General features: G+C 67.3%; 24 protein-coding genes. 12 read left to right on the top strand and 12 right to left on the bottom strand.

Features of this window, described 5'->3' with window-relative positions:
- Position 1: 1 nt before the first annotated feature.
- The gene (locus tag ACIQC9_RS04075) at positions 2-286 is read right to left on the bottom strand and encodes a hypothetical protein (protein ID WP_400612678.1); all 285 of its coding nucleotides are present in this window, start codon (positions 284-286) and stop codon (positions 2-4) included.
- Positions 287-349: 63 nt separating this feature from the next.
- On the opposite strand from ACIQC9_RS04075, the gene tyrS reads away from it, so the two are divergent.
- The 3 genes from tyrS (at position 350) to ACIQC9_RS04060 (ending at position 2,900) form a co-directional block, all read left to right on the top strand.
- Positions 350-1,606, top strand: coding sequence for a tyrosine--tRNA ligase (gene tyrS / locus ACIQC9_RS04070; RefSeq protein WP_400612675.1), 1,257 nt, complete (start codon positions 350-352; stop codon positions 1,604-1,606).
- A gap of 144 nt (positions 1,607-1,750) precedes the next feature.
- Complete coding sequence (gene bcp / locus ACIQC9_RS04065) at positions 1,751-2,224, top strand: thioredoxin-dependent thiol peroxidase (protein ID WP_400612672.1); 474 nt, start codon at positions 1,751-1,753, stop codon at positions 2,222-2,224.
- 103 nt (positions 2,225-2,327) lie between these two features.
- Positions 2,328-2,900: a polymer-forming cytoskeletal protein gene (locus ACIQC9_RS04060; RefSeq protein ID WP_400612670.1), complete on the top strand. Its 573-nt coding sequence runs from the start codon at positions 2,328-2,330 to the stop codon at positions 2,898-2,900.
- Here ACIQC9_RS04060 and ACIQC9_RS04055 read toward each other — a convergent pair.
- The gene (locus ACIQC9_RS04055; RefSeq protein WP_400612667.1) at positions 2,897-4,354 is read right to left on the bottom strand and encodes a phospholipase D-like domain-containing protein; all 1,458 of its coding nucleotides are present in this window, start codon (positions 4,352-4,354) and stop codon (positions 2,897-2,899) included. The genes ACIQC9_RS04060 and ACIQC9_RS04055 overlap by 4 nt on opposite strands.
- A gap of 187 nt (positions 4,355-4,541) precedes the next feature.
- Between ACIQC9_RS04055 and ACIQC9_RS04050 the strand changes: the two genes are divergently transcribed.
- The 3 genes from ACIQC9_RS04050 (at position 4,542) to ACIQC9_RS04040 (ending at position 8,048) form a co-directional block, all read left to right on the top strand.
- Positions 4,542-4,730: a hypothetical protein gene (locus ACIQC9_RS04050; protein ID WP_400612665.1), complete on the top strand. Its 189-nt coding sequence runs from the start codon at positions 4,542-4,544 to the stop codon at positions 4,728-4,730.
- A 118-nt stretch (positions 4,731-4,848) separates the two neighbouring features.
- Entirely contained in the window at positions 4,849-7,359 is a 2,511-nt protein-coding gene (locus ACIQC9_RS04045) for a tipN (RefSeq protein ID WP_400612662.1), read from the top strand.
- Positions 7,360-7,448: 89 nt separating this feature from the next.
- Positions 7,449-8,048: a hypothetical protein gene (locus ACIQC9_RS04040; protein ID WP_400612660.1), complete on the top strand. Its 600-nt coding sequence runs from the start codon at positions 7,449-7,451 to the stop codon at positions 8,046-8,048.
- Here ACIQC9_RS04040 and ACIQC9_RS04035 read toward each other — a convergent pair.
- Positions 8,045-9,202, bottom strand: a complete 1,158-nt coding sequence (locus tag ACIQC9_RS04035; RefSeq protein ID WP_400612658.1) for an MFS transporter — start codon at positions 9,200-9,202, stop codon at positions 8,045-8,047. The two genes, ACIQC9_RS04040 and ACIQC9_RS04035, sit on opposite strands and share 4 nt — an antisense overlap.
- A 47-nt stretch (positions 9,203-9,249) precedes the next feature.
- On the opposite strand from ACIQC9_RS04035, the gene ACIQC9_RS04030 reads away from it, so the two are divergent.
- Together ACIQC9_RS04030 and pip are read left to right on the top strand one after the other, a co-directional pair.
- A complete protein-coding gene (locus ACIQC9_RS04030) occupies positions 9,250-9,621 on the top strand; it encodes a DUF423 domain-containing protein (RefSeq protein ID WP_400612656.1) in 372 nt (123 codons plus the stop codon).
- Between the two features lie 25 nt (positions 9,622-9,646).
- Positions 9,647-10,621 (top strand): prolyl aminopeptidase, encoded by a 975-nt coding sequence (gene pip, locus ACIQC9_RS04025; RefSeq protein WP_400612653.1) that lies wholly within the window; start codon positions 9,647-9,649, stop codon positions 10,619-10,621.
- Here pip and ACIQC9_RS04020 read toward each other — a convergent pair.
- From ACIQC9_RS04020 to ACIQC9_RS03985, 8 genes are all read right to left on the bottom strand, one after another.
- Positions 10,618-11,106, bottom strand: coding sequence for a DUF6173 family protein (locus ACIQC9_RS04020; protein WP_400612651.1), 489 nt, complete (start codon positions 11,104-11,106; stop codon positions 10,618-10,620). The two genes, pip and ACIQC9_RS04020, sit on opposite strands and share 4 nt — an antisense overlap.
- A 28-nt stretch (positions 11,107-11,134) precedes the next feature.
- Positions 11,135-12,292: a rod shape-determining protein RodA gene (gene rodA, locus ACIQC9_RS04015; protein WP_400612649.1), complete on the bottom strand. Its 1,158-nt coding sequence runs from the start codon at positions 12,290-12,292 to the stop codon at positions 11,135-11,137.
- Positions 12,289-14,295 carry a penicillin-binding protein 2 gene (gene mrdA, locus ACIQC9_RS04010; protein ID WP_400612648.1) on the bottom strand — a complete coding sequence of 669 codons (2,007 nt, stop codon included), beginning with the start codon at positions 14,293-14,295 and terminating at the stop codon, positions 12,289-12,291. The genes rodA and mrdA overlap by 4 nt, the downstream gene beginning before the upstream one ends.
- A complete protein-coding gene (locus tag ACIQC9_RS04005; protein WP_400612646.1) occupies positions 14,292-14,798 on the bottom strand; it encodes a hypothetical protein in 507 nt (168 codons plus the stop codon). The genes mrdA and ACIQC9_RS04005 overlap by 4 nt, the downstream gene beginning before the upstream one ends.
- 8 nt (positions 14,799-14,806) lie before the next feature.
- Entirely contained in the window at positions 14,807-15,823 is a 1,017-nt protein-coding gene (mreC, locus tag ACIQC9_RS04000) for a rod shape-determining protein MreC (RefSeq protein WP_400612643.1), read from the bottom strand.
- A 150-nt stretch (positions 15,824-15,973) separates the two neighbouring features.
- Positions 15,974-17,014: a rod shape-determining protein gene (locus ACIQC9_RS03995; RefSeq protein ID WP_400615368.1), complete on the bottom strand. Its 1,041-nt coding sequence runs from the start codon at positions 17,012-17,014 to the stop codon at positions 15,974-15,976.
- A 246-nt stretch (positions 17,015-17,260) separates the two neighbouring features.
- Positions 17,261-17,878 carry a glutathione S-transferase family protein gene (locus ACIQC9_RS03990; RefSeq protein WP_400612641.1) on the bottom strand — a complete coding sequence of 206 codons (618 nt, stop codon included), beginning with the start codon at positions 17,876-17,878 and terminating at the stop codon, positions 17,261-17,263.
- A gap of 23 nt (positions 17,879-17,901) precedes the next feature.
- Entirely contained in the window at positions 17,902-18,621 is a 720-nt protein-coding gene (locus tag ACIQC9_RS03985) for a TVP38/TMEM64 family protein (RefSeq protein WP_400612639.1), read from the bottom strand.
- A gap of 104 nt (positions 18,622-18,725) precedes the next feature.
- Between ACIQC9_RS03985 and ACIQC9_RS03980 the strand changes: the two genes are divergently transcribed.
- Positions 18,726-19,931 (top strand): pyridoxal phosphate-dependent aminotransferase, encoded by a 1,206-nt coding sequence (locus tag ACIQC9_RS03980; protein WP_400612637.1) that lies wholly within the window; start codon positions 18,726-18,728, stop codon positions 19,929-19,931.
- Here ACIQC9_RS03980 and ACIQC9_RS03975 read toward each other — a convergent pair.
- A complete protein-coding gene (locus ACIQC9_RS03975) occupies positions 19,928-20,956 on the bottom strand; it encodes a polyprenyl synthetase family protein (RefSeq protein WP_400612635.1) in 1,029 nt (342 codons plus the stop codon). The genes ACIQC9_RS03980 and ACIQC9_RS03975 overlap by 4 nt on opposite strands.
- A gap of 107 nt (positions 20,957-21,063) precedes the next feature.
- Between ACIQC9_RS03975 and ACIQC9_RS03970 the strand changes: the two genes are divergently transcribed.
- The 3 genes from ACIQC9_RS03970 (at position 21,064) to ettA (ending at position 24,256) form a co-directional block, all read left to right on the top strand.
- Positions 21,064-21,822 carry a tRNA1(Val) (adenine(37)-N6)-methyltransferase gene (locus tag ACIQC9_RS03970; RefSeq protein ID WP_400612633.1) on the top strand — a complete coding sequence of 253 codons (759 nt, stop codon included), beginning with the start codon at positions 21,064-21,066 and terminating at the stop codon, positions 21,820-21,822.
- A gap of 42 nt (positions 21,823-21,864) precedes the next feature.
- Positions 21,865-22,476, top strand: coding sequence for a TIGR02466 family protein (locus ACIQC9_RS03965; RefSeq protein ID WP_400612631.1), 612 nt, complete (start codon positions 21,865-21,867; stop codon positions 22,474-22,476).
- Between the two features lie 112 nt (positions 22,477-22,588).
- Positions 22,589-24,256, top strand: coding sequence for an energy-dependent translational throttle protein EttA (ettA, locus tag ACIQC9_RS03960; RefSeq protein WP_400612628.1), 1,668 nt, complete (start codon positions 22,589-22,591; stop codon positions 24,254-24,256).
- The last annotated feature ends 13 nt before the right edge of the window (positions 24,257-24,269 follow it).

The raw sequence follows: 24,269 nt of genomic DNA, 5'->3' as shown, positions 1-24,269 counted from the left end.
CTCAGCTGATTCCCAGAGCGAACAGGATAAAGAAGCCGACGAACACCCCGAGTCCAAGACTCGGCAGGCCGACCATGAGCGTCCACGCCAGCCCGTAGCGTCGCGCGCGCCACAGGGCCCACGCGCCGGCGCCGATCAGCAGGAACACGCCGGGGATAATCAGCCCCTCCGGACTGTTCGGCGCAAATCCGCCCATCAGGCTGACGAGGGCGCACAGCACGACGGCCAACGTCAGGCCGGACACGGCCAACGCCAGCCCTTGCCGCCTGTGCTGCTGTTCGTCCATGAGTGCGCTCCGCTTCACCGCCGTGCTACACGCCCCTTCCCTCCCTCGCCAAGCGCCTTTCCGATGACCGATCCCGTCTTCAAGTCCGACTTCCTCAAGACGCTGCAGGCGCGCGGCTATATCCATCAGATCACCCATCCTGTTGAGCTGGACGAGGCGGCGAGCTCGGGCGTCGTGACGGCCTACATCGGCTTCGACGCCACCGCGCCTTCGTTGCACGTCGGCTCGCTGATCCAGATCATGATGCTGCGCCGCCTCCAGCAGGCCGGCCACAAGCCTGTCGTCCTGATGGGCGGCGGCACCACCAAGGTCGGCGACCCCACGGGCAAGGACGCCTCGCGGCCGCAACTGACCGACGAGACCATCCAGTCGAACATCGCCTCGATCCGCACGGTGTTCGAGAAGTTCCTGATCTTCGGCGACGGCCCGACCGACGCGATCATCGTCGACAACGACGAATGGCTGTCGACTTTCGGCTACATCCAGTTCCTGCGCGACTTCGGCACGCACTTCACGATCAACCGAATGCTCGCCTTCGACTCGGTCAAGCTGCGGCTCGAGCGCGAGCAGCCGATGACCTTCCTCGAGTTCAACTACATGCTCATGCAGTCGGTGGACTTCCTCGAGCTGAACCGGAAACGCAACGTCACGCTGCAGATGGGCGGGTCGGACCAGTGGGGGAACATCACCTCCGGCGTCGATCTGGTCCGCCGCGTGGACCAGAAGGCCGCCTTCGGCCTGACCACGCCCCTGCTGACCACCGCCTCGGGCGGCAAGATGGGCAAGACGGCGCAGGGCGCGATCTGGCTGAACGCCGACCAGCTGTCGCCGTATGACTACTGGCAGTTCTGGCGGAACGCGGACGACGCCGATGTCGGCAAGTTCCTGCGCCTGTTCACCGACCTGCCGCTGGACGAGATCGCCCGGCTGGAGACGTTGGAAGGCGCCGGCATCAATGACGCCAAAAAGGCGCTCGCCGACGCCGCGACGACCATGCTGCACGGCGCAGACGCCGCCACGACGGCGCGCGCCGCCGCCGAAAGCGCCTTCGAGAAGGGTCAGATTTCCGCCGACCTGCCCACCGTCGAGATTTCTCGCGACGAAGTGCTCGGCGCCATGCTGGCCGCCGTCGCCACCAAGGCCGGCCTCACCGGCTCGAACGGAGAGGCCCGCCGTCTCGCTCAGGGCGGCGGCCTACGTCTGAACGACGAAGCCATCGCCGACGGCGCCCGCCTGATCGAGGCTGGCGATGTCAACGCGGACGGCGTTCTGAAGCTGGCGGCCGGCAAGAAGAAGATCGTTCTGGTTCGCCCCATCTAGCCACGACAGTCACCCTCGGGCTTGACCCGAGGGCCAGACGTTCTCTCGCTTGGTGGTCAGGGTTGGCCAACACGGTCGACGCCGCCCCGGCTCCACCTCCGATCCTCGGGTCAAGCCCGAGGATGACGACGAAAGGGAAACCTGATGCGCGACATCCCCGAAGGCTCGAAAGCCCCCGCGTTCGACATGCCAACCGACGGCGGAGGTCACGTCTCGCTCGCCTCGGTCAGGGGCAAGCCGACCGTCCTCTACTTCTATCCCAAGGCAGACACCCCCGGCTGCACCACCGAGGGCCAGGATTTCTCGACCCTGATCGATGACTTCGCCAGCGCTGGCGCAATCGTGATCGGCGTGTCGCGCGACCCCGTCCGCAAGCTGGATCGCTTCAAGGCGAAGTACGACCTGAAGGTCGTTCTGGCGTCCGACGAGGCCGGCGAGGTCACTGAGGCCTTCGGCGTCTGGGGCGAGAAGTCCATGTACGGCCGCACCTATATGGGCATCGAGCGCGCCACCTTCCTGATCGACGGCGACGGCGTCATCGTCCGGGTCTGGCGCAACGTGAAGGTCAAGGGTCACGCCGCCGAGGTGTTGGCCGCCGTCCGCGGCGACGCTTCGTAAATCAAGGTTCGAAAACTGGGGTTGCCGGACCCGACCGCGTGAGCCTTACTCGCGTCGCTGGAGGGCCCTCGGCGTTCGCGTCGTGACAGCAATCGGAGACCTCATGTTCAACAAGAACAAGCCTGGATCGGAAGACGGCGGCTTCAACATTCCGGTCATGAGCGACCGAACGCCGGCGCCGACCGAAAGACGGGATGTCGAACCGGCGGCGCCCCGCGCGCCGACCCCGGCGTCCGCTCCCCGCTCCACCAACCTGTCCACCCTGACCGCCGGCGTTCGCTACGAAGGCAACATCAGCGGCGGCGGAGACATCCAGATTGACGGCGCGCTCAAGGGCGACGTCCGCCTCGCCCGCGTGGTCGTCGGTGAAAACGGCTCGGTCGAGGGCGCGGTGACGGCCGATCAGGTCGAGGTTCGCGGCCGCGTCTCAGGGTCGATCACCGGCAAGTCGGTGCGCCTGCTCGCCACAGCCCGCGTAGAGGGCGACATCACCCAGGAACAGCTGGCCATCGAGCCGGGCGCCTGGTTCCAGGGCCGCTCGATCCAGGCCAAGCGCGAACTGCCGACCGCCGCCTCGCTGGAAGCGCCGTCGGCCACGGCCGAAGCGCCGCCCAAGCCGGAGCGTTACAAGCCCGAGAAACCCGTTGCGGCTACGATGCCGGGCGGCACGGCCTAGCTCGACGACAGCTCCCGGTGCGACCGGCTTCGCCGCTTCCACGGCCGGAAGGCGTCGCGCGGCGAGGTCGGGTCGCCCAGCTGGAATTCGGCGATGATCCGCTCGACCCGCGACGGCGGCGCGGCGCCCAGCTGACGCATCCGGCCCCGGTCGAAGCGCAGCACGGCGTCGCCCGTCGACTGGGTCAGGGCTTCGGCCGCGGCGAACTCCTCGGCGGTCTCACCGATCCAGTGGCCGATTGTCCTGTGCCGAAACGCCCGGATCGCCTCACGGCCCTCGTCCGTTCCCGGCACCGCGCCGACGTCGCACTCGGTGTCGAAGCCCAGCGACCGGTTGTTCAGATTGGTGGAGCCGATCCGCAGAACCTCGTCGTCATATATCGACACCTTGGCGTGCACGATGATCCGCTCGCCGTCCCGGGTGTAGGGGGTGAAGCAAAAGAAGCGGTTGTTCCGGTCCGCCTTTTCCAGCCGGAACAGCACCTCGGACCGTGCGGTGTCCATGGTCATCCGGTCGAACCAGCTGGGGCTGGTCCCGGTCGAGACCAGCACCACCTCCGGTCCGTCCCACTCCGCCAGCCGCTCCGCCAGCGCCTCGGCGATACAGGGCGAGGTGAAGTACTGGTTCTCCATGTAAATCAGCTTTTTGGCGCGGCGGATTGCATCGAGATGGAAGGCTTCGTTTTCCCTCACCTCATGCCGCCCGGCCCAGCCCGGCTCGGTCCGCGCGATCCCGACCGGCACATCCGTCAGCAGCGGCTCGACGCCGTCCGGCCAGGGATCGTCACCGGGCTCGTCCGGCACCGTCCGCTCCCACGTTGCCTTGAACCAGCGCTCGCGCGCCAGATCGCCCAAGGCCCGTGCGGCCGGCCCGTCCATCACGCACATGACTTCGTGGCGGGGCGAAGGGATCAGGCCTGACGGCAGCGCCCTGCGCGGGTCGCCGTCCAGATGCTCGGCCGTATCCCATCGATCGGTCGAGATATCTCCGCCGCCGCAGAAGGCGATCGCATCGTCGATGATCACCACCTTCTGGTGATGGCACGCCCCGATCGGCCCCGGCTGGTCCAGCCGGAACTCGACCATCCGCTTGCGAAACCAGCGCTGCGCGAGCTGGGGATAGAACCCCTGCGACGCGGCGATCAGCAGCGGCGATTTCCAGATTAGCAGGCGCACATCCAGTTCCGGGCGGGATTTCACCAGCATGCGCAGCTGATGGCCAATCTGATTGTGGTGGTCCTCGGGCGAGGTCGCGGGGTCCAGCCGGGTGCGGGGGTCGAACTGCCAGCCCAGTATGACGATCGACTTGCGCGCCTTGTCCAGCGACGATCTCAGCGCGTCAAAATAGGCCTGGTTCTCCATCAGCACGGCGAAGCGCCCGGCCCTCTCGACCCGCCAGCAGTTACGGCCCGGCTTCAGCCAGCCTCCTGGTTCAGTGTCCGCCGAGGAATCCATGGATCCGGCCTGCCCGATTCGCGTGACCGCGACATGCGCGGCGGACAAAAAGGCCCGCTGCGTCTCTTCCGTTCCACGGCGACGCCTGCACGGTCAATGGCGACGCCGTCTTTAGCTCTGGCGCATTGTTTCGGGCGCGATTTCGGCGCATAAGATGCCAGCGTTTTGCAAAGGGGAGTGATAGGCGGTGCAATGGCTGGTCGATCTTGTATTCGGCTTCGTCGCCCTGCTCGCCGCTGTGGCCCTGTCGCAGTTCGGCCTGGACGTTGACGCCCCATCCAAGCCCACGCGCGAAGTCCATCGCGTCCGCGACTGCGGAAAGGATGGCCAGTCAGCGGTCTTCGCCGTCGCCGCCGAGCGCAAGCACGAGTGCTGACCCGCATTTAGCGGAAAGCACCCTCCTCTCCTTTGCGTTGCCGAAATGACTCGCTAGGGTCGCGCCTCCTTCCGTGCGGCGTCCCACGGGCGCCGCTCCGTGCCGAGAATCCAGTGCCATGAAGTCCCCTCGCCGGCCGCCGCTGATCCTCAACGATCCGGACCCGGAGTCGTTGGTTCCGCCTGAGGCCGCACAGGACGGCGCGCTCGAACCGGCGCCCGCGCTTGAGCCCGAACTGACCCTGCCTGAGCGCCCGATGTCCGAGCGCCGTCGCCGACGTCTGGCCGAGGAACAGCGTCAGGCCGAAGAGCGCCGCCTGGCCCAGGAGCGCGCCGCAGTTGAGGCCGCCCGGTCGACCGCCCCTGTCGAAATGGCCGAGTCCGCCGACGCACCGCCGGTCCCGTTCGAACCCTTCGCCACCACCAACAGCTTGCCTCGTCGCGAAAAGGCCCCGAGCGGTCAGGCGTACCTCATCGCCGGCGTCGCTTCGACCTTGTGGATCGGCGCCGTCGCGGCCTGGCTGGCCTATGAGATCGGCTCCGGCGCGGTCGAGCTGGAGCCGCTGCGGCTCGCCGTCTACGCCCTGATCGCGTTGGCGCCGGCCGGTCTGGCCATCATGTTGGCTCATGCGGTCCGTCAGGGCGCAGGGTTAGTCGCCGAGACCCGCCGAGCCCGCGAATTGTCCGACGCACTGCTGGCCCCGACGGCCCTGGCTGCGCAGCAGACCGGTCAGGTCCTTCAGTCCCTGCGCGGCGACATCGATCAGGCCTCGCTCGCCGCCGAGCGCGCCCGCAACGACATGGCCCTGCTCCGCGAGGCCCTGACGCAGGAAACCAGCCGTCTGAACGAGGCGGCGCAGGTGGCCGGCGAGACGGCGCGCCGGCTTGTCCAGCAGCTCGGCAACGAGCGCGAGCAGATGCAGGGCCTCGGCGCCAGCCTCGACACCCAAGCTACCGCCGTCATGGACGCGGTGGAGCGCCAGTCCCGCATGGTTGTCGACGCCTCCGACCTCGCCCAGACCCAGCTTCGCGAAGCCGAGGCCGCCCTCGCCGCTCGCGCCGCCGACCTCGCCGCCGCCGCCGGCGAAGCCCAGGACGCCGCCCGCGCTGCCGCCGACGATCTGGCCCGCCAGACCCTGCGTCTCGAGAACGCCGGGACCGGCGTCACCGAGCAGATCCAGTCGGTCGAGGAAGGCCTCGGCCAGCAGCGCGCCGCCCTCGTCAGCGCCGCCTACGCCCTGCGCACCGATCAGGAGGACTTCTCCGCCCAGGTCGAGAGCCAGCGCGCCCAGCTGACGGAACAGCTCTCCATCACCCGCAACGCCGCCGGTGAGCTGAACGAGACCGCCAGCCGCACGACCGAAGGGGTCAAGGACCTGGTCGAGGCGACCACGGACCAATTCCGCGCGCTCGTCGAGATGTCGCAACGGGAAGCCGACGCCTTCGACAACGCCACCAAGATCGCGCTGGACCGGTTCGAGGCGCTGGCCGCTGAGGCCCGCGACGCCCTGACCGAGGAAACCCGGCACGCCCTCGCCGCCCTGCAGGCCACGGCTGAAGCCTCGCGTGTCGCCACGGCCGAAGCCACCGAACAGGCGCAATTGCGGGCGGACCTCCTCGGCGAGGCTCTCTTCGACGCCGCCCAGAAGGCCGATCAGGCCGCCGACGCCCGCGTCGGCAGCGCACGCCGCATCGTGTCCGAGACGGGCGAACTGGTCGATCAGGCCGGCGACCGCGCGCTGCGCCGTCTTGAGGACATGGTCGAACGCCTCACGACCGCTCTCGGCCAGATCGATGACGCCGTGAGTGATCTGGATGAGCGTTCGGCCAGGTTGCCGGACGAGGCCCGTCGTCGCGTCGAGGACGTGCGCAACACAGTCGAGGAGGGTCTGGCCGCGCTGACCGCAGCCTCACGTCGCGCTGCCGAAGACACCGAGGCGCTGGATGTCAGCTTCCAGGATCGCGTGCGTCGTAACTACGACATGCTCACCGAGACGGCCAGGCTGATGGGCGTGGTTTCAGCGGACGCCGCGTCGCCTCCGCGCCGCCGCGAGCCGACGCCGGAACCGGAGCGCGCCCTTGCGCGCGAGCCGGCCTCGCGCGAACGCCCGAAGGACACCGGACGCGGCTTCGGCTTGCGCGGTCGCCTGCGTCTGGAGCCGACCGGCTCCGGGACGCCCCCAGAGACAGGGCCGATGGACTGGAGCGATCTGGCCCAGACTGGAGACGAAGCGCCGCTCGACCTCGACACGCCCGCCATGCCGCCGGCGGAAAGCGCGGCGCTCGGCGAGCGTATCCTCGCCTCCATTCGACGGATGGGCGTTGACCCGAACGCCCTGCTGCCCAAGGCCCGTATCGAGGAAAGCGCCGTCGCGGTCGCAGCACAGGACCCCGATCGTGCCCGCCAGATCGTCCGGCGTGTTGCGCCGGCCGCCGTGCGCAGCGTCTCGCGTCGCGTGCTGACCGATCCCGCCTTGCGCGCGGACGCCGAAGCCTACGTCCGCGACTTCTCGCGCGACCTGCGCCAACGCGCAGATGCGGGCGATGCACAAGGTGTTCTGGCCCGTCTGATGTCGGACGCCGGACGCGCGTATATGCTGCTGGACGCCGCCATCGGTGATATGAACTGATCGGGCCCGGGGCAGAAACGGCTTGACGACCGGGTCGCCTTGACGACACGGTCGACCCGTCACGAAATCGTCACGCGCCAGCAGGGTTCATGCTCGACACGACAGCCGAGACCGCGCCGGACCGACGTCCAGCCATCGTGATCTGTGCATGGGACGCCGACGAGCGAGCCTGGGATCCCGTCGAGGACCTGTCCGGCGAACCATGGAGCCCGGGCGGAGCGCGGACGATCGCCATCCCTTCAGCTGCACCGGCTGATCTGGCGGGCGCCCTTGTAGAGCAGCTTCAGGACGACCAGACCCGCGCCCTGCTGCTGGTCGGGCGCAGCAGCATCCCGAAAGGCTTTCAGGTCCAGATGCGGGCCGACAGCCACGCCCTGGGCGGCGAGGCGCGCATCGACGCCATCAGCCCCAGCGTGGCCCGCGCCACGGCCCATGTGGCCGAGATCGTAAGGGCGCTTGAAGACGCGGGCCTGTCAGCCAGCTCCACCTCCGAGGCCGAGGACGACGCCGGCAGCTACCTTCTCTACCGTGTGCTGACCAGCTTGCGCGAAGGGGTCGACACGCCCGCCGTCGGTTTGCTCCGGGCTTCGGCGAATGAGCCTGACGTGGCCGTGCAACGCGCGGTCAAGGCCGCGGCCGAAGCCATGGCCCGGCACCTGTCGCCCCTGCCCCGTCGACGTGTCGGTTAAGCCGACAGCCGCGTCCTGAGCGGAAGGGCTGCGATCAGCCCCGCCACCGCCATCCCCGCCATCGCCCAGTAGCCGCCGGCTCCGAACCGGTCGTACAGCGGCCCCGACGCCGCCGTCGCGAGCCCGATCAGCAAGCCCGCCGACAGCGCCGAGCTCAGGGTCTGACCGGCCGTCTGACTGTCCCTCGGCGCCAGCCTCTCCACGATCTGCACTCCGGCGAGGAAGGTGGCGGCGAAGGTCAGGGCGTGCAGGGCCTGCAACGGCCACAACAGCCAAAGCGGCGGGGCGAAGGCCATGGCGCTCCATCGCACGACGGCGGCCACACATCCGGTCACCAGCAGCGCCCACGGACCGATCCCGACCCGACGACGCCACGGCTCGAACACCCACATCAGGGCTATCTCCACCGCCACCCCGAACGCCCAGAGCTGGCCGGTGACCGCCTCGCTGATCCCTTGAGCCTTCCACAGCAAGGCCGAGAACCCGTACTGGAAGGCGTGAGCGCCCTGAACCGCGCCGATCGCGAAGATGGCGGTCATGAAGACGGGATCGACGACCAGCCGGCCAAGCCCCCTGAACCGGTCCAGTCCCCTCGCCGGCCCCGCGTCGCACACCGCCTCGCGTGGCAGGCCGAGGGCTGCGAAGAGGCCGATCGCCAGCGCGACGCCCGTGATCCATATCACCACCACATCGGTCGGCGCCCGCAGCAGCAGCGCCCCCATGCCAACGTTGGCCAGAACGAACGCCGCCGAGCCACATCCACGCGGCAGCGAGAAGTTAAAGGCGTCCCGCGACGCCAACCGCAGGGTCAGCACATCGCTGAGCGGAATCAGCGCGGCAGCGGCCGTCGCACCCACGAACCAGCAGACCGCCCAGCCCGCGAAGCCTTCGACCAGACCGGCGCCGCCATAGCCTGCGGCCATCGTGAGGCCGAGGATCGCGATCGGCGTTCGCCTGAGCCGGAACCCGTCCGCCCATACCGCCAGCAAAGGCCCCGTCACCACTCGACCCAGCATCGGCGCGGCCAGAAGCACCCCGATCTCTGCACCGCTCAGCCCCTGCGACCGGAACCACAGACTAGCGAACGGCAAGCTCACACCGCTTGCCGCAAAGAGCAGCACGTATTGCAGGGCCATGCGCTGGGCGGCGGTCATGGCGCGCATTAGCAGACGCCGGAGATTCTGTCGGCTAGGGTCCGCACATGACCCTGAACAGACCTCTCGCCGCCTTCGCGGCCCTGAACGGCGCCATGGCTGTGGCGCTCGGCGCCTTCGCGGCCCACGGCGCCGGCCCCGCCGTCAAGACGCTGCTGACGACCGGTGCGCACTACCAGATCGTCCACGCCCTGCTCGCCCTCGCCTGCGCTGTCTGGCCGAATCGGGAGCGGCTTATCGATGTGGCGGGATGGCTGGGCGTGGTCGGCGGCCTTGTGTTCGCGCTGGCCTTGTGGCTGATCGCACTGCTGTCACTACCTGCGATGGGCGCCGTGGCGCCGATCGGGGGTGTGCTGATGATCACGGCTTGGCTTTTGCTCGCCTTTGCCGCATTTCGGTCACGCGTTGTTTCAACGTGATTTCCGCATCGTAACGAGTAGCTGCATGGCCTTTCCCGCGCCCGACGCCCCGCGCCGCGAGCTGTATCCCGAGATTGAGCCCTTCGCGCACGGTATGATGCCGACCGAGGGCGAGCATCAGATCTATTACGAAGAGTGCGGCAACCCGCAGGGCACGCCCGTTCTGGTGGTTCACGGCGGCCCCGGCGGCGCGGTGAATCCGGGCATGCGCCGCTACTTCGACCCGGCGAAATACCGCATCGTCCTGTTTGACCAGCGGGGATGCGGCAACAGCACGCCCAACGCGTCCCTCGACGAGAACACCACGTGGCGGCTGATCGAGGACATGGAGCGCCTGCGTGAGCGGCTCGGCATCGACCGGTGGGTGGTGTTCGGCGGCAGCTGGGGTTCGACCCTATCGATGGCCTACGCCATCAAGCATCCGGACCGGGTGGGAGCGCTGATCCTGCGCGGCATCTTCCTTCTCACCCGCCACGAGCTGCGCTGGTTCTATCAGGAAGGCGCCTCCAACATCTTCCCCGACGCGTGGGAGCGGTTCGTCGAGCCGATCCCCGAGGCCGAGCGCGGCGATCTGATGGCGGCCTATTACAAGCGGCTGACCGGAGATGATCGCGCCGAACGCGAGCGTTGCGCCGTGGCCTGGTCCAGCTGGGAAGGCGAGACCGTCAGCGTCGAGGGGCCGGACGCCCGACCCGACAAATTCGCCGAGCCCGACTTCGCCGTCGCCTTCGCCCGCATCGAGAACTGGTACTTCACCAACAACGGCTTCTTCCCCGAGGAAGGTTGGCTGCTGAACAACCTCGACAAGATCCGCCACATTCCGTGCTGGATCGCGCAGGGCCGGTTCGACGTGGTCACGCCACTGTCCAGCTGCTGGGCCCTGCATCGCGCATGGCCCGAAGCGAAGCTGGAGATCGTCAAGGATGCCGGTCACGCCTCCAGCGAGCCGGGCATCATCGACAGCCTCGTTCGCGGAACGGACTGGGCGGCGACGCTCTAGGTCTGTTTCGGGTTGGTCTTCTCGACCAGTTCAGACAGCTGGAAGCCGATGCGACGGGCGGGCCGCTCGTCCGGCTTCTTGCGCGCGTCCAGCAGGACGTTGATCTGGGCGTAGTGCTGGATCAGGCGCACGGGCCGGCCGTCGGCGTTCTTGCCCAGGAACAGGATGAAGTCCGGCCCCCAGAAGCCGACGTCCTCGATCTGCATCACCCCGTCCCCGGGCAGGCCGACGATGCGCGCGCCCACCTCCTCGTCCTTGTCGAGGGTCTTCTCGTAGTCCTCGATCAGCTTGGACAGCCGCACGAAGGCCCACTCAGCCGGGTTCTCGCGCATGCGCACGCCGTCGGTCAGCGCCGCCTGCTGTTCGGCGGTCGCAGTGGGCAGGACGGGCTCGGGACAAGGGGCGTCGCCGCAGTCCGAGAACATCGAGGCGGGCGCCACGACCGGGCTGTCAGGGGCGGGCTTGGGATCTGCGGACTGGCTCATGCCGCCATCCTAGCTCCTGTCGCCCCGATCAGAACAGGTCGCGGCCCTTGGGCAGTTCGGCATAACGGTGCACCCGCACGGCCAGCACGAGAGCGAAGCCGAACATCACCGTCATCATCGACGACCCGCCATAGGACAGCAGCGGCATCGGCACGCCCACCACTGGCGCCAGCCCCATCACCATCGCGCCGTTGATCGCCACGAACAGGGCGAAGAAGGCCGTCATGCCACCCGCCGCGACGCGCCCGAAATGGCTGTGTGAGAGCGATGCGATCCGGAGCGCGATCAGGATGACTGCGATGTAGCAGGCCAGAACGGTGAACGAACCGACGAAGCCGAACTCCTCCGACACCGTTGAAAAAATGAAGTCGGTGTGCCGCTCGGGCAGGAATTCCAGCTGGCTCTGACTGCCGAGGCCATATCCCTTGCCGAGAAGACCTCCGGACCCGAGCGCGATCTTGGACTGGATGATGTTGTATCCGGTGCCGGTCGGATCGGACTCCGGGTTCAGGAAGGTCAGCACGCGATTTCGCTGGTAGTCGTGCATGCCGAAGATAACGAACGGCGGAACGATCGCCACGGCCGCGGCCGCGCCCGCCGCGATGATCCGCCAGCTCAGCCCTGCGAGGAACATGATCACCCCTCCTGTCAGCCCGATGATCATCGCCGATCCGAGGTCAGGCTGTTTGGCCACAAGGATGAAGGGCACGCCGATCATGCCGGCCGGAATCAGCAGCTTCCAGGACCACTTCGCGTCCTGGGCCGAATGATTGTGGTACCAGCGGGCCAGCGCCAGCACGAGGCCGAGCTTCATGAACTCGGCCGGCTGGATGCGGGTGAAGCCGAGGTTCAGCCAGTTCCGGGCCCCGCCGGCCGTATAGCCCAGCGGCGTGAACTCGATCATCAGCACAAGGATCAGCAGCAGCCCATACAGCGGATAGGCTGCCCGGAACCACCACTTCAGGTGAACCATCGACAGCGCCAGCATGGCGACCAGAAGCGCTGAGAACCGGATCAGGTGCTTGGCCGCCCAAGGCTGCCAATGTCCGCCCGCGATCGAGTACAGCATGGCCGCACCGACGCCAGCGATGACGCACAGCAGGCCCACCAGCCGCCAGTCGATCTCGCCAAGCTTGGTGGAGACGCGATCACGCTCGCCGGGACGGGTCAGGGCCGAGGAGGTCATCGCGGCGCCTCGGGCGGCGATTCGGCGACGGGAGCGGCGACGTCACCGACCGGTTGAGCGGCGGACTGTTCCGCAGCCACCGCCTCGACCTCGTGAGCTCCGGGATCTTCCGTCGTGACAAGCCCGGCCTGCTCGATCCGCTGACGCATCTCCGGATCTTTCAGCAGCGCTACCCTCATCACCTCGCGAGCACGAGGGGCGCCGGCCGTCCCGCCGCCCATGCCGCCGTGCTGGACGATCACCGACACCGCATAACGGGGATTGTCGGTGGGCGCATAGGCGATGAACAGGTTGTGGTCCTTCTGCTCCCACGGCCGGCCGGCCCCCTTGCGGGAACCGGAGCCATAGTTGCGGGCCTGCGCCGTACCGGTCTTGCCGGCCATCTTGATGCTGCCGAGGCCCAGCTGGCTATTGCGGAACCCGGTGCCGCCGACGTCGGTCACGGCCTCCATCCCGTCGCGAAGAACCTTGAGCATGGCGGGGTCATAGGCGAGGTCGGCGAAGTCGCCGTGGGTCTGCTCCACACCCCCGACCGACTTGATCAGACGGGGCATGACCGCCTTCTGCCCGTTGGCGAGCCGGGATGTGTACACCGCCAGCTGCAGGGCGTTGACGTTCAGGGCGCCCTGACCGATCGCGTAGCTCGGCGTTTCCCCGGGCCACCATGTCTGTTGCTCGCCCTTGAAGGTTTGGCGTTTCCATTCGCGGTCCGGAACGAGTCCAGCCTTCTGCCCACCGATGCCGATGTCGAACGTCTGGCCCAGTCCCATCGCGCGAGCCGTCTCGGCGATCGCGTCCGGCCCCATCTCGACGGCCAGCGTCATGAAGTAGACGTTGCAGGAGTTCTTGATGGCGCCGCGCATATCCAGCGCGCCGTGCCGTCCAAGGCAGGCGAACCGCCGTCCCAGATAATAGCCGCCGTTGCAGACGATACGGCGATCGGGATTTCCGCCCCGCTTCAGCGAGGCCAGTCCGACGACCGGTTTGAAGGTCGAACCGGGCGCGAAGGTGCCGGACAGGGCCTTGTCCAGCAACGGCCGCCGCTCATAGTCCGCGAGCGCGCGATAGATGCTGGACGGCACCCCGCCCACGAACAGGTTCGGATCGAACGACGGCGCCGACACCATGGCGAGGATGTCGCCGTTGCGCACATCCATGACCACGCAGCTGCCGGCCTCCTCGCCGAACACCTCAAGCGCGCGGTTCTGGATGTCGGCGTCCAGCGTCAGGACGACGTCGTCGCCCTGTATCGCGGGCCGGGAGCCGCCGACGTCCTCGGCGACGACACGCCCACGGGCGTCCACCTCGACCCGCGTGCCGCCGGCCTCTCCCCGCAGGGGGAGATCGAAAGCCTTTTCCACGCCCTGACGGCCGATGCGGAAGCCGGGGTTGTAGAGAATTTCCGGCACCTGCTCGCCGCGATCCTTGATCGCCTTGATGTCCCGGTCATTGGGCTTGGCCACATAGCCGATCACGTGGGCGAACGAGCCGCCAAACGGGTAGAAGCGCGCGTCATGCATGTCGGCCATCACGCCCGGCAGCTCGTTGGCGTGCAGGTTGACCCGGGCGAACTCCTCCCACGTCAGGTCGCTCTTGACCGGAACGGGGCTGAAGCGCGGGGCGGCGTTGACCTCGCGGATAATGTTGCGGCGGCGATCCAGCGTGTCCGGCAGCAGACGACCCAGCAGGTCCAGCGTCTGGTCCAGATCCTTGGTCTCATCGCGCACCACGAGCACGCGGAAACTTGGACGGTTGCCGGCGATCACCCGGCCGTCGCGGTCGAGAATCCGTCCACGCGGTGGTGGGACGAGGCGGAAGTTGAACTGGTTCTCGGTGGCCGCCGTCGCATACTGCTGGGCCTTGAAGATTTGCAGCTCGGCCAGCCGGCCGCTCAACGCAAGGCCGCCCAGTGCGGTCAGACCGCCCAGCACGAAGGTGCGTCGCAGGAAGGAGCCCTGCCGCTCGTTCGGGTCCGCGAAGAAGATGGACGGCTCAGAGCTCATCTGAATCTCACGTCGCCGTCGTCAAAGCGGTCGAGCATGAACAGCGCGATCGGGAACAGCGCGAGCGTCGGCAGGACCTGAAGAAGGACGGCCCAAAGGCTGGGCATCGACCCCGAGATCGACGACACCGCCAGCCAGGCGATCAGGAACGCCAGCAGACAACCGCCTGCGTACCAGAGGAACAGGAAGATGCTCTCCTGCCCCGCCAGGATGTTCCGCGCCGCCAGAATGACGCCGTAGACGACCAGCAGCACCAACGGCCAAAGACCCAGCGGCCCGCCCCAGAACAGATCAAGGAACAGGCCCAGCGCCGCCAGCACCAGCGGCGCCAGAACCGAGGGCCGGACCAGCGGCCACGCAAAGGCCAGCAGCATCGGCAGCACGGGTTCAGGCAGGCTGAGGCCGAACACTCTCATCGGAATGGCGAGCACGATCGTGGCGGCGATGACGATCAGCGCCGGGATTAGAATCCACTGTTCCGGCCCCACCACCCGAACGGCCATCGGCCGTCTCATTGGGCCGTTCCGGGTGCGGGCGCGGTCGGTTGGGTAGCCGCAGGGGGCGTCGAGGACGGCGAAGCAGCGGCCGTGGTCGCGGTTGGCGTCGCCGGACGTGGCGCGGGTCTGGGCGGAACCGGCACCGGCGTCAAACCGGACAGGGGCGGCGCATTCAGGGTGCGCGGATCGACCAGGTCGCTGAAGCTCTCGAACAGCATCACCCGGACAAAGTCGACCGGCCCGCGGTCGCTGAACAGCTTGACCCGCCAGGCGCCATCCGCGCCCTTGGCCGCGACCCCGATCGGCACGCCACGGGGAATTTCGCCGCCGTCGCCGGACGACAGGATACGGTCGCCTGCCTGAACAGTCCCCTCCCCTCTGACATACTCGAGACGCGGACTTTCCGACCCGTCGCCGGTCAGGATGGCCCGGCCGTCGGTGCGGTCGATCATCACGGGCGTCCGGCTGGCCACGTCGGTCAAAAGGACCATGCGGCTGTATCGCCCGGTCACTCCGGAGATGCGACCAATCAGTCCGTATTCATTGATGACCGGATTGCCTATGCGGATGCCCTTGCCCGTACCGGCGTCCAGAACCCGGGCGTTCTTGAACGGCCCGCGCGACTCCGCGACGCTGCGGGCGGTCGCGAGCGCGACGGCGGGTTCAGGCTGCAGGCCCAGCAAGGTCTCGTAGCGGGCATTGATTGTCTTCAGCGCGATCGCATCGTCGCGCCATCCCCGCATCTCGGCGAGTTCCTGCTTCAGCCGGCGGTTCTCGGAAACGGCGAAGAAATAGCCGCCAATCCCGTCACGCACGCCGCCAAGCCACCGCACAGGCGCAGCCAGTACGCCGCCCACCGGCCCGGTCGTCGCATCCACGCCATCGCGCGCGCCCTGGTAGGGCGAAGCGTCGCCGCCGCTATCGGTTACGAGCAACGCCAGTGCGCCGACGATGGCGGCAACGACCACCACCGCGGACGTCCAGACCAGCGGCACCTTGATGTTCTCGAACGGTCCGTCGCGAAACGCCACGGCGCGCCTTCCTGAAATGAGGGACTCAGTCGGACGCCACCGGCCGACTTGCCGAATCTATCGCAAAATCCGCGCCCGCGGGAAACGGAAGAAACGGCGAAATGCCAAGGATTTGAGGCGGTCTTTCGACCTTTGCCGCAACGCCGCGACTTAAAGCGCGGAGTCGAGCACGCCCTTCATCCACCGCGGATGCTCCAGCACGCGGCCACAGCCCACGGCCACGCAGGACAGCGGGTCCTCAGCGACCGAGACCGGCAGGCCGGTATGGTCGCGGATTTCGACGTCCAGACCCCGCAGCAACGCGCCGCCGCCGGTCAGCATGATGCCCTTGTCGGCAATATCGGCGGCCAGTTCCGGCGGGGTGGCTTCCAGCGCGACCTTCACGGCCTCGACGATCTGGGTCACCGGTTCGGCCAGAGCCTCGGCGGCCTGACGCTCGGAGATCCGAACCTCGCGCGGCACGCCCTGCATCAGGTCGCGGCCCTTCACGTCGATCGACAGGCCTTCGCCGTCGGCCGGGATGCGGGCGGTGCCGATGTCCTTCTTGATGCGCTCGGCGGTCGTCTCGCCGATCAGAAGGTTATGGTTGCGGCGCATGTAGCTGATGATCGCCTCGTCCATCTTGTCGCCGCCGACGCGAACCGAACGCGAATAGACGATGCCCGACAGCGACAGCACGGCCACCTCGGTCGTGCCGCCGCCGATGTCGACGACCATCGAACCCTGCGGCTCGTGAATCGGCAGGCCGGCGCCGATCGCGGCGGCCATCGGCTCGTCGATCAGACCCACGCGGCGCGCACCGGCGTTTAGGCAGCTGTCATTGATGGCGCGGCGCTCAACCGCCGTGGCGCCCGACGGCACGCACACGATGACCTTCGGGTTCACGAAACCCTTGCGGTTGTGAACCTTGCGGATGAAGTGCTTGATCATCTCCTCGGCGACTTCGAAGTCGGCGATGACCCCGTCGCGCATCGGACGGATGGCTTCCATGTGGCCGGGAGTACGGCCCAGCATCTGCTTGGCTTCGAGGCCCACGGCATGGACAACCTTGCGGCCGCCGACGGTGCGCAGGGCGACAACCGAAGGCTCGTTCAGGACAATGCCCTTGCCCTTTTGGTAGATCAGGCAGTTGGCGGTGCCGAGGTCGATGGCGATGTCGTTGGAGATCGCGCCGAAGAGTCCAGACAGCATGGGATTGGAATACCGTTCCTTCAGGCCCGGGGCCAGGCCGGGGAGTGCGTCAAACCTGATCCGTACGGCGACGGCCCCGGCGGTGCGCATCCCCACGCGCCTCGCCTCCTGATCGTTATCGCCTGACCGATCGATGGCCCGTTTGCCCGTGTGCGCAGACGAATACAAGCCCTCGTGGACCCTCGAACCAGCCAACCGGTCCACTCGGGGACCTTGGCCGTTCACGATGCCGTCAGCAGGCCTTCGTCAAACTGGCGCGAGACCTTCCATCGACAACACGAGCTGGACAGCCGGCCGCTCCTGAACGCGATCCAGATGGGCGTTCAACTTCGGAAAACGGGACGCGTCCAGCAGGTTCGCCTGCCTCAGCCAGCGGGTGAAGACCGACAGATAGCCGTCCGCCACAGTGTACTGTTCTCCCATCGCCCAAGGCCCCTTCAGAAGGTGCTGTTCGACCAGATCGTACTTCGCCAAAGCCATCTCCAGAGCCTTGTCCCGGGCCTCGCCCTCAAGCGGCGGACGGGCGAACAGCACCCTGCCGATCGCCGGGTGCAGGGACGAGCCGAGGAAACCGTTGAACGCCTGCATCTTGCCGAACTCGAAGCTTGAATCGTTGTCCGCCAGCTTCGCCTCGGGATGGGTCTGGGCGACATAGCCCATGATGACGAGGTTCTCTGTCAGCACGCCCTCGTCGGTGACCAGCGCAGGGGTCACGCCCGCGGGATTGATCGCCAGATATTCCGGCGTCTTCTGCTGACCGGTCTTCAAATCGATGGCGACCACTTCGTAGTCCGCCCCCGCCTCTTCCAGTGCGATGTGCGAGGCCATGGCGCAGGCGCCGGGCGAGTAATAAAGCTTGAGCATCGGTCTCTCTCCGTCGTTTCAGTTCAGTCCGGCGCGCCGGCGGCACGCTCCCGTCGCTTCACCAGTTCGCGGACACCCAGCATCAGACCCAGCCAGACCACCGCCACCCCGGCGAGGATCAACGACGTCCAGACCCCGTCGCCTGATACCGCCGAAACCACCGCGCCGCCGAAGAACGCCACCAGCGCTGTCTTGGGCAATACACCCAACGCGCAGCCGGCAAGGAAAGACCAGAACCCTGCCCGCGTCGCCCCGAACGCCATGTTGACGACGATGAACGGCGCGGACGGCACGTTCCGGATCATGAAGCTGGCGTAGAAGGCGTTGCGCCCGATGAAGGACTTCAGGCGCTCCATCGTCCGCCCGCCGAAGCGATCGACCAGCCGAGCGGTCGGCCCTCGACCCAGCCAGTAGGTCACCCCCGCCGACGCCACCGTCGCCGCCCAACTGTAGAAGAACCCCAGCGACGGGCCGAAAGCGACAACGCACGCAGCGATCAGGATGAACTGCGGCGCGCCAATGAAGGCGGCGATGATGAACAGCGCGACCGTCGCCGCGAACGCCCACGGGCTGCCCGCATATCCCTGAAGCCACGCTTCCAGCTTCGCCTCGGTCGCGAGCCCCAGCTGGCTCTTGCCGATCGCCAGCAGACCCAGCGTCAGCCCCAGCAAGAGCGCAGTCGCCAACGCCGCCCGCCACCGGCGGCCCTCCATGTTCAGGATGAAGTCGAGGATACGGCGCATCACCCGCCGCGATTATCACCCTCCAGCGGCCTCGGCGAGCCATCCTCGTTTGCCCCCGCTTTCGCATCTGCGTAAGGAAGTTCCCCGTCCCCGGGGAATCGTCCATGTCCAGTCTGCAGTCCTCCGCCCTTGCTCGCGTGAAGCCGTCCGCGACGCTGGCCGTCACGGCCATGGCGCGCAAGCTGAAGGCCGAAGGACGCGATGTGATCGGGCTGGGCGCCGGCGAACCGGACTTCGATACGCCGGAGAACGTCAAGCAGGCCGCCATCGCCGCCATCCAGCGGGGCGAGACCAAGTACACGGACGTGGACGGCACTCCGGCGCTCAAGGCCGCCGTTGTCGCCAAGTTCGCCCGCGAGAACGGCCTGACCTACGGCGTGGACCAGATCCATGTTGCGCCCGGCGGCAAGGCGGTGCTGTACAACGCCCTCGTCGCCACCCTGTCGCCCGGCGACGAGGTGATCGTGCCGGCGCCCTACTGGGTCAGCTATCCGGACATGGTGCTGCTGGCCGGCGGCGAGCCGGTGACCGTGATCGGTCATGAGGCGGATGGCTTCAAGCTGAAGCCCGAAGCGCTGGAAGCCGCGATCACGCCGAGAACGAAGTGGCTGATCCTGAACAGTCCGTCGAACCCGACCGGCGCAGCCTATACTCGCGCCGAGCTCGAGGCCCTCGCTGTCGTCCTGCGTGGCTACCCGCAGGTCTGGGTGATGACGGACGACATGTACGAACACCTGATCTACGGCGACTTCCAATACTCGACGATCGCGCAGGTCGCGCCCGATCTCTACGACCGCACCCTGACCATAAACGGCGTCAGCAAGGCCTACGCCATGACCGGCTGGCGCATCGGCTACGCGGGCGGACCGAAGCCGCTGATCGACCTGATGCGCAAGGTCGCCGGCCAGACGACGTCCAACCCCTCCTCCATCAGTCAGGCGGCGGCCGTCGAGGCGCTAAACGGTCCGCAGGATTTCATCGCCGAGCGCGGCAAGGCGTTCGAGGCGCGTCGCGATCTGGTCGTGTCCATGCTGAACCAGGCGACCGGCATCCGCTGCCCGGTCCCTGAGGGCGCCTTCTACGTCTATCCCTCGATCGAGGGGCTGATCGGCAAGCGAACCGAAGGCGGCGCCGTGATCGACAGCGACGACGCCTTCGCCGCGGAGCTGCTGGGCGCTGAAGGCGTGGCGGTGGTTCAGGGATCAGCCTTCGGCCTCAGCCCCTATTTCCGCATCAGCTACGCCACCTCGGAGACGGTGCTCGAAGAGGCGTGCGTGCGCATCCAGCGGTTCTGCGCAAGCCTGCGCTAGGTTGCCCGGCTGACCGCGAAGTCGGCGAGAAGCTCCAGCGCCTCACGCCACGGGCCGTCCGGTACAGGTGAAAGCGCAGCTTTCGCCCGATCGGCGTAGTCGCCGGCGACGTCCAGCGTCGCCCCGATCGCGCCCGCGCCGACCACCAGTTCGCGCGCCCGCTTGAAATCATCAGGCGTGCGTTCGCCCCGGTTGATGGTGCGTTCCCAGAAGCCGTCGTCGTGGCCCTTCGTCCGCGCGACCGCCAGCAGCAGCGGGAGGGTCGCCTTGCCTTCGTTGAAGTCGTCGCCGGCGTTCTTGCCCAACGTCGAGGACGCGCCGCCGTAGTCGAGGGCGTCGTCGGCCAACTGGAACGCGATGCCCAGGTTGAGGCCATAGGCACGCAGCGCCTGCACGACCTCTTCATCCGCCCCTGCGCCAACCGCGCCAGCCTCAGCAGCGGCGGCGAACAGTTCGGCGGTCTTGGCGGAGATGATCTGCAGATAGGTGTCCTGATCCAGATTCAGGTCGTGGGCGCGCGTCAGCTGCAGCACCTCGCCTTCGGAGATCACGCTGGACGCCTTGGCCAGAATGCCGAGCGCCCTCATCTGCCCCGTCTCGACCATCAGCTCGAAGGCGCGCGCGAACAGGAAGTCGCCCACCAGCACGCTGGACGGCGCGCCCCAGATCAGGTGCGCCGCGACCTTGCCCCGCCGCAGATCCGAAGCGTCGACGATATCGTCGTGCAGCAGGGTCGCGGTGTGGATGAACTCGACCGCCGCCGCCAGACGGACCGGCGCCTCCATGCCGCTCGGCGCATTCGCCGCTCGCGCCGCCGCGACCGTCAGCAGCGGTCGCAGCCGCTTGCCGCCCGCCGCCACGATGTGGTCCGCCAGCATCGGGATGACCGCCACGTCGGACTGCATCCGCTCAACGATCAAGGCGTCCACCACCGACATATCGTCGCGCGCCAGTCGAACCAGCGGCTCGACGTCGCCCTTGCGACGGGTCTCGGTGACGGTGACAGCGTCCAACAGAATACTCATCAGGAACGGCGTGAGAGAGGGAGGATCACGCCTGAAAATCCACACGCAGCCTTGCCCGGCGACGATGCGGCGCACAATGGTGTTCGGGCCAGAAGGGGTCAAGCCGCGTGACCGTCGCAACCGACACTGAATCAACGCCGGAGGTAGTGGAGAACGCTTTGCTGGGCGGCCGCGTCCGGCTGTTGCAACCGGCGAAGGGGTATCGGGCGGGGATGGACGCCGCGCTGCTGGCCGCCGCTGTGGACGCCCGGCCCGGTCAGCGTGTGATCGAGGCGGGCTGCGGCGCGGGGGCGGTTCTGATGCAGATTGCGGCGCGGTCACCCGGCGTTTCGCTGACCGGTCTGGAGCGCGATCCCGGCGCAGCCGATCTGTCGCGACGGAACGCGACGCTCAATGGCGTCGAGGTTGAGATCCTGACCGGAGACGTCGCGGCCGGTTTTCGCGCGCTGGATCGCGCGCCATTCGACTGGGCGGTGTCCAACCCGCCCTTTTTCGACGACCCGACCGCCCTGCGCGCGCCTTCGCCCGGCAAGCACGGCGCCTGGATGGCCGACGACGGCCTGATCGCCTGGACCCGTTTTCTGCTGAAGGGGGTGCGTGAGCGCGGGAAGATCGTCGTCATCCATCGCGCCGACCGTCTGGCTGACCTGCTGGCAGGGCTTGGCGAGACCGCTGGCTCATTCGCCGTACGCCCCATTCACGCCTTCGCCGATGAGCCGGCCAAACGGGTGCTGGTGCAGGCCGTAAAGACCGGCAAGGCGCCGCTCAGGCTGCTGCCCGCGCTGGTTTTGCATGAGCGCAGCGGGGCGAAATATTCGAAAGAGGCGGAGGCGATCCTCCGAGGCGAGGCCGCTCTGCCTTTCTGAGGCTCCCTTCTCCCCGGCAGATAGACCGGCTATCCAGCGCCCATGTCCTTGCGCCCGCTGTTCGTCACTCAAGTCTATGAGGCCTCGCTTGCCGAAGGGCGGGGCTTCGATGCCTTCAACGCCAGCCTCGCCGATGCCTGCCGGATGCTGGCTGAGGAAGACGGGGCCGGGCGCGCATGGAGCAAGGCGCACGGCTATCGCGGCTACACCTCATACGGCTCGCTAGGAGACCTGCCCCACCGGCTGCCCGAGTTCGCCGAGCTGAAACGCCATCTCGATCGGCACGCCGCCCTCTATGCCAAGGCGCTGAACTTCGACCTCGCCCGCAAGCCGCGTCTCGACAATCTCTGGGTCAATATCCTCAAGCCCGGGGGCGGCCACACCGGGCACATCCACCCCCATGCCTTCCTTAGCGGCACGGTCTATGTCGAGGTCCCGGACGGCGCCTCGGCGTTGAAACTGGAAGACCCCCGCCTGCCCATGATGATGGCCCGCCCCGGAGTCGTCGCCGAGGCACCTGAGGCCGAGAAACCCTTCGTCTATCTGACGCCGAAAGCTGGCACAGTCCTGATGTGGGAGAGCTGGCTGCGCCACGAGGTGCCGACCAACGCGGCGAAGTCCGAGCGCATTTCGATCAGCTTCAACTACGCCTGACGGTCATCAAACCGCCCTGCCCGGCCGCTAGTCATTTGCCGAACGGCGCGGCGGTCGCTACATCCCGCGCCAACCTCCCCATCCGATCAGACGACAGGGCGCACCGCACCTCATGGCGCAGCAATACATTTTCCAGATGCAGGGCCTGACCAAGGCCTTTCCCGGCGGCAAGAAGATTTTCGAGAACATCTGGCTGAGCTTCTACAACGACGCCAAGATCGGCGTCGTCGGAGTGAACGGCTCGGGCAAGTCCACCCTGCTGAAGATCATGGCCGGGCTGGACAACGAATTCTCCGGCGAGGCCAAGGCCGCCGACGGCGTCAAGCGCGGCTATCTGGAGCAGGAGCCCCAGCTCGACGACAGCCTGAACGTCCGTGAAAACGTCGAGGCGTGGTGCGAGGAGAAGCAGTGGGTCAACCGCTTCAATGCCATCGCCATGGAAATGGCCGAGAACTACTCGGACGAACTGATGGAGGAGATGACCACCCTCCAGGAGAAGATCGACGCCGGCGATGTCTGGGACATCGACAGCCGCATCGAAATGGCCATGGACGCCCTGCGCTGCCCGCCGGACGACTGGGCGACGACAAACCTCTCGGGCGGTGAGAAGCGCCGCGTCGCGCTGGCCCGCCTGCTGCTGTCGAAGCCCGACATGCTGCTGCTCGACGAACCGACCAACCACCTCGACGCGGAGTCGGTGGCCTGGCTGCAGCACCACCTCGAGAATTTCCCGGGCTGCGTGATCCTGGTCACCCACGATCGCTACTTCCTGGATCTGGTGACCAAGTGGACGCTGGAGCTGGACCGCGGCAAGGGCCATCCCCACGAAGGCAACTACTCCTCCTGGCTGGAAGCCAAGCAGAAGCGCGTCGTGCAGGAGCAGTCGGAATCCGAAGCCCGCCAGCGCGCCCTCACCCGCGAACTGGAGTGGGTTCGTTCAGGCGCCAAGGCCCGTCAGGCCAAGTCCAAGGCCCGTCTGGCCGCCTATGAGCGGATGGTCGATGAACAGGAGGCGCAGCGCGGCGCCCAGACCCACGCCGTCATCCAGATCCCGCCCGGCCCGCGTCTCGGCAATGTCGTGCTGGAAGTCGAGGGGCTGGAGAAGTCTTACGGCGACAAGCTGCTGTTCAAGGATCTGAACTTCAAACTGCCGCCGAACGGCATTGTCGGCGTGATCGGCCCCAACGGCGCCGGCAAGTCTACCCTGTTCAGGTTGATCACCGGTCAGGAACAGCCGGACGCCGGCAAGCTGCGCGTCGGCGAGACCGTCAAACTGGCCTATGTCGACCAGAGCCGCGACGACCTGAAGCCGGACGAAACCATCTGGCAGGCGATCTCGGGCGGCACCGATGTGATGATGGTCGGTAAGCGCGAGATCAACACGCGCGCCTATGTCGGCAGCTTCAACTTCAAGGGCGGCGACCAGCAGAAGAAGGTCGGTCAGCTGTCGGGCGGTGAGCGCAACCGGGTCCACCTCGCCAAGACGCTGGCGACGGGGGGCAACCTGATCCTGCTCGACGAACCGACCAACGATCTGGACATCGAGACGCTGCAGAACCTCGAAGAGGCGCTGGAAGAGTTCGCCGGATGCGCCGTGGTCATCTCCCACGACCGCTGGTTCCTTGACCGTCTGGCCACCCACATCCTCGCCTTCGAGGGCGACAGCCACGTCGAATGGTTCGAGGGCAACTTCGAAGCCTATGAGGAAGACAAGAAGCGGCGCCTCGGCGTTGAAAGCCTGATCCCGCACCGGATCAAGTTCCAGAAGTTCGGACGATAACAATGAAAGGGGC

Source organism: Brevundimonas sp. NPDC092305 (assembly GCF_044755415.1).
Lineage (GTDB): Bacteria > Pseudomonadota > Alphaproteobacteria > Caulobacterales > Caulobacteraceae > Brevundimonas.
The sequence above is the reverse complement of the archived record's forward strand: the minus strand, read 5'-3'. Positions and strand labels throughout refer to the sequence as shown.

Excerpts from the sequence above, each read along its gene's own strand:
- ACIQC9_RS04075 (WP_400612678.1), bottom strand. The coding sequence starts at position 286 with ATGGACGAACAGCAGCACAGGCGGCAAGGGCTGGCGTTGGCCGTGTCC.
- tyrS (WP_400612675.1), top strand. The coding sequence starts at position 350 with ATGACCGATCCCGTCTTCAAGTCCGACTTCCTCAAGACGCTGCAGGCG.
- bcp (WP_400612672.1), top strand. The coding sequence starts at position 1,751 with ATGCGCGACATCCCCGAAGGCTCGAAAGCCCCCGCGTTCGACATGCCA.
- ACIQC9_RS04060 (WP_400612670.1), top strand. The coding sequence starts at position 2,328 with ATGTTCAACAAGAACAAGCCTGGATCGGAAGACGGCGGCTTCAACATT.
- ACIQC9_RS04055 (WP_400612667.1), bottom strand. The coding sequence starts at position 4,354 with ATGGATTCCTCGGCGGACACTGAACCAGGAGGCTGGCTGAAGCCGGGC.
- ACIQC9_RS04045 (WP_400612662.1), top strand. The coding sequence starts at position 4,849 with ATGAAGTCCCCTCGCCGGCCGCCGCTGATCCTCAACGATCCGGACCCG.
- ACIQC9_RS04040 (WP_400612660.1), top strand. The coding sequence starts at position 7,449 with ATGCTCGACACGACAGCCGAGACCGCGCCGGACCGACGTCCAGCCATC.
- ACIQC9_RS04035 (WP_400612658.1), bottom strand. The coding sequence starts at position 9,202 with ATGACCGCCGCCCAGCGCATGGCCCTGCAATACGTGCTGCTCTTTGCG.
- ACIQC9_RS04030 (WP_400612656.1), top strand. The coding sequence starts at position 9,250 with ATGACCCTGAACAGACCTCTCGCCGCCTTCGCGGCCCTGAACGGCGCC.
- pip (WP_400612653.1), top strand. The coding sequence starts at position 9,647 with ATGGCCTTTCCCGCGCCCGACGCCCCGCGCCGCGAGCTGTATCCCGAG.
- ACIQC9_RS04020 (WP_400612651.1), bottom strand. The coding sequence starts at position 11,106 with ATGAGCCAGTCCGCAGATCCCAAGCCCGCCCCTGACAGCCCGGTCGTG.
- rodA (WP_400612649.1), bottom strand. The coding sequence starts at position 12,292 with ATGACCTCCTCGGCCCTGACCCGTCCCGGCGAGCGTGATCGCGTCTCC.
- mrdA (WP_400612648.1), bottom strand. The coding sequence starts at position 14,295 with ATGAGCTCTGAGCCGTCCATCTTCTTCGCGGACCCGAACGAGCGGCAG.
- ACIQC9_RS04005 (WP_400612646.1), bottom strand. The coding sequence starts at position 14,798 with ATGGCCGTTCGGGTGGTGGGGCCGGAACAGTGGATTCTAATCCCGGCG.
- ACIQC9_RS03995 (WP_400615368.1), bottom strand. The coding sequence starts at position 17,014 with ATGCTGTCTGGACTCTTCGGCGCGATCTCCAACGACATCGCCATCGAC.
- ACIQC9_RS03990 (WP_400612641.1), bottom strand. The coding sequence starts at position 17,878 with ATGCTCAAGCTTTATTACTCGCCCGGCGCCTGCGCCATGGCCTCGCAC.
- ACIQC9_RS03985 (WP_400612639.1), bottom strand. The coding sequence starts at position 18,621 with ATGCGCCGTATCCTCGACTTCATCCTGAACATGGAGGGCCGCCGGTGG.
- ACIQC9_RS03980 (WP_400612637.1), top strand. The coding sequence starts at position 18,726 with ATGTCCAGTCTGCAGTCCTCCGCCCTTGCTCGCGTGAAGCCGTCCGCG.
- ACIQC9_RS03975 (WP_400612635.1), bottom strand. The coding sequence starts at position 20,956 with ATGAGTATTCTGTTGGACGCTGTCACCGTCACCGAGACCCGTCGCAAG.
- ACIQC9_RS03965 (WP_400612631.1), top strand. The coding sequence starts at position 21,865 with ATGTCCTTGCGCCCGCTGTTCGTCACTCAAGTCTATGAGGCCTCGCTT.
- ettA (WP_400612628.1), top strand. The coding sequence starts at position 22,589 with ATGGCGCAGCAATACATTTTCCAGATGCAGGGCCTGACCAAGGCCTTT.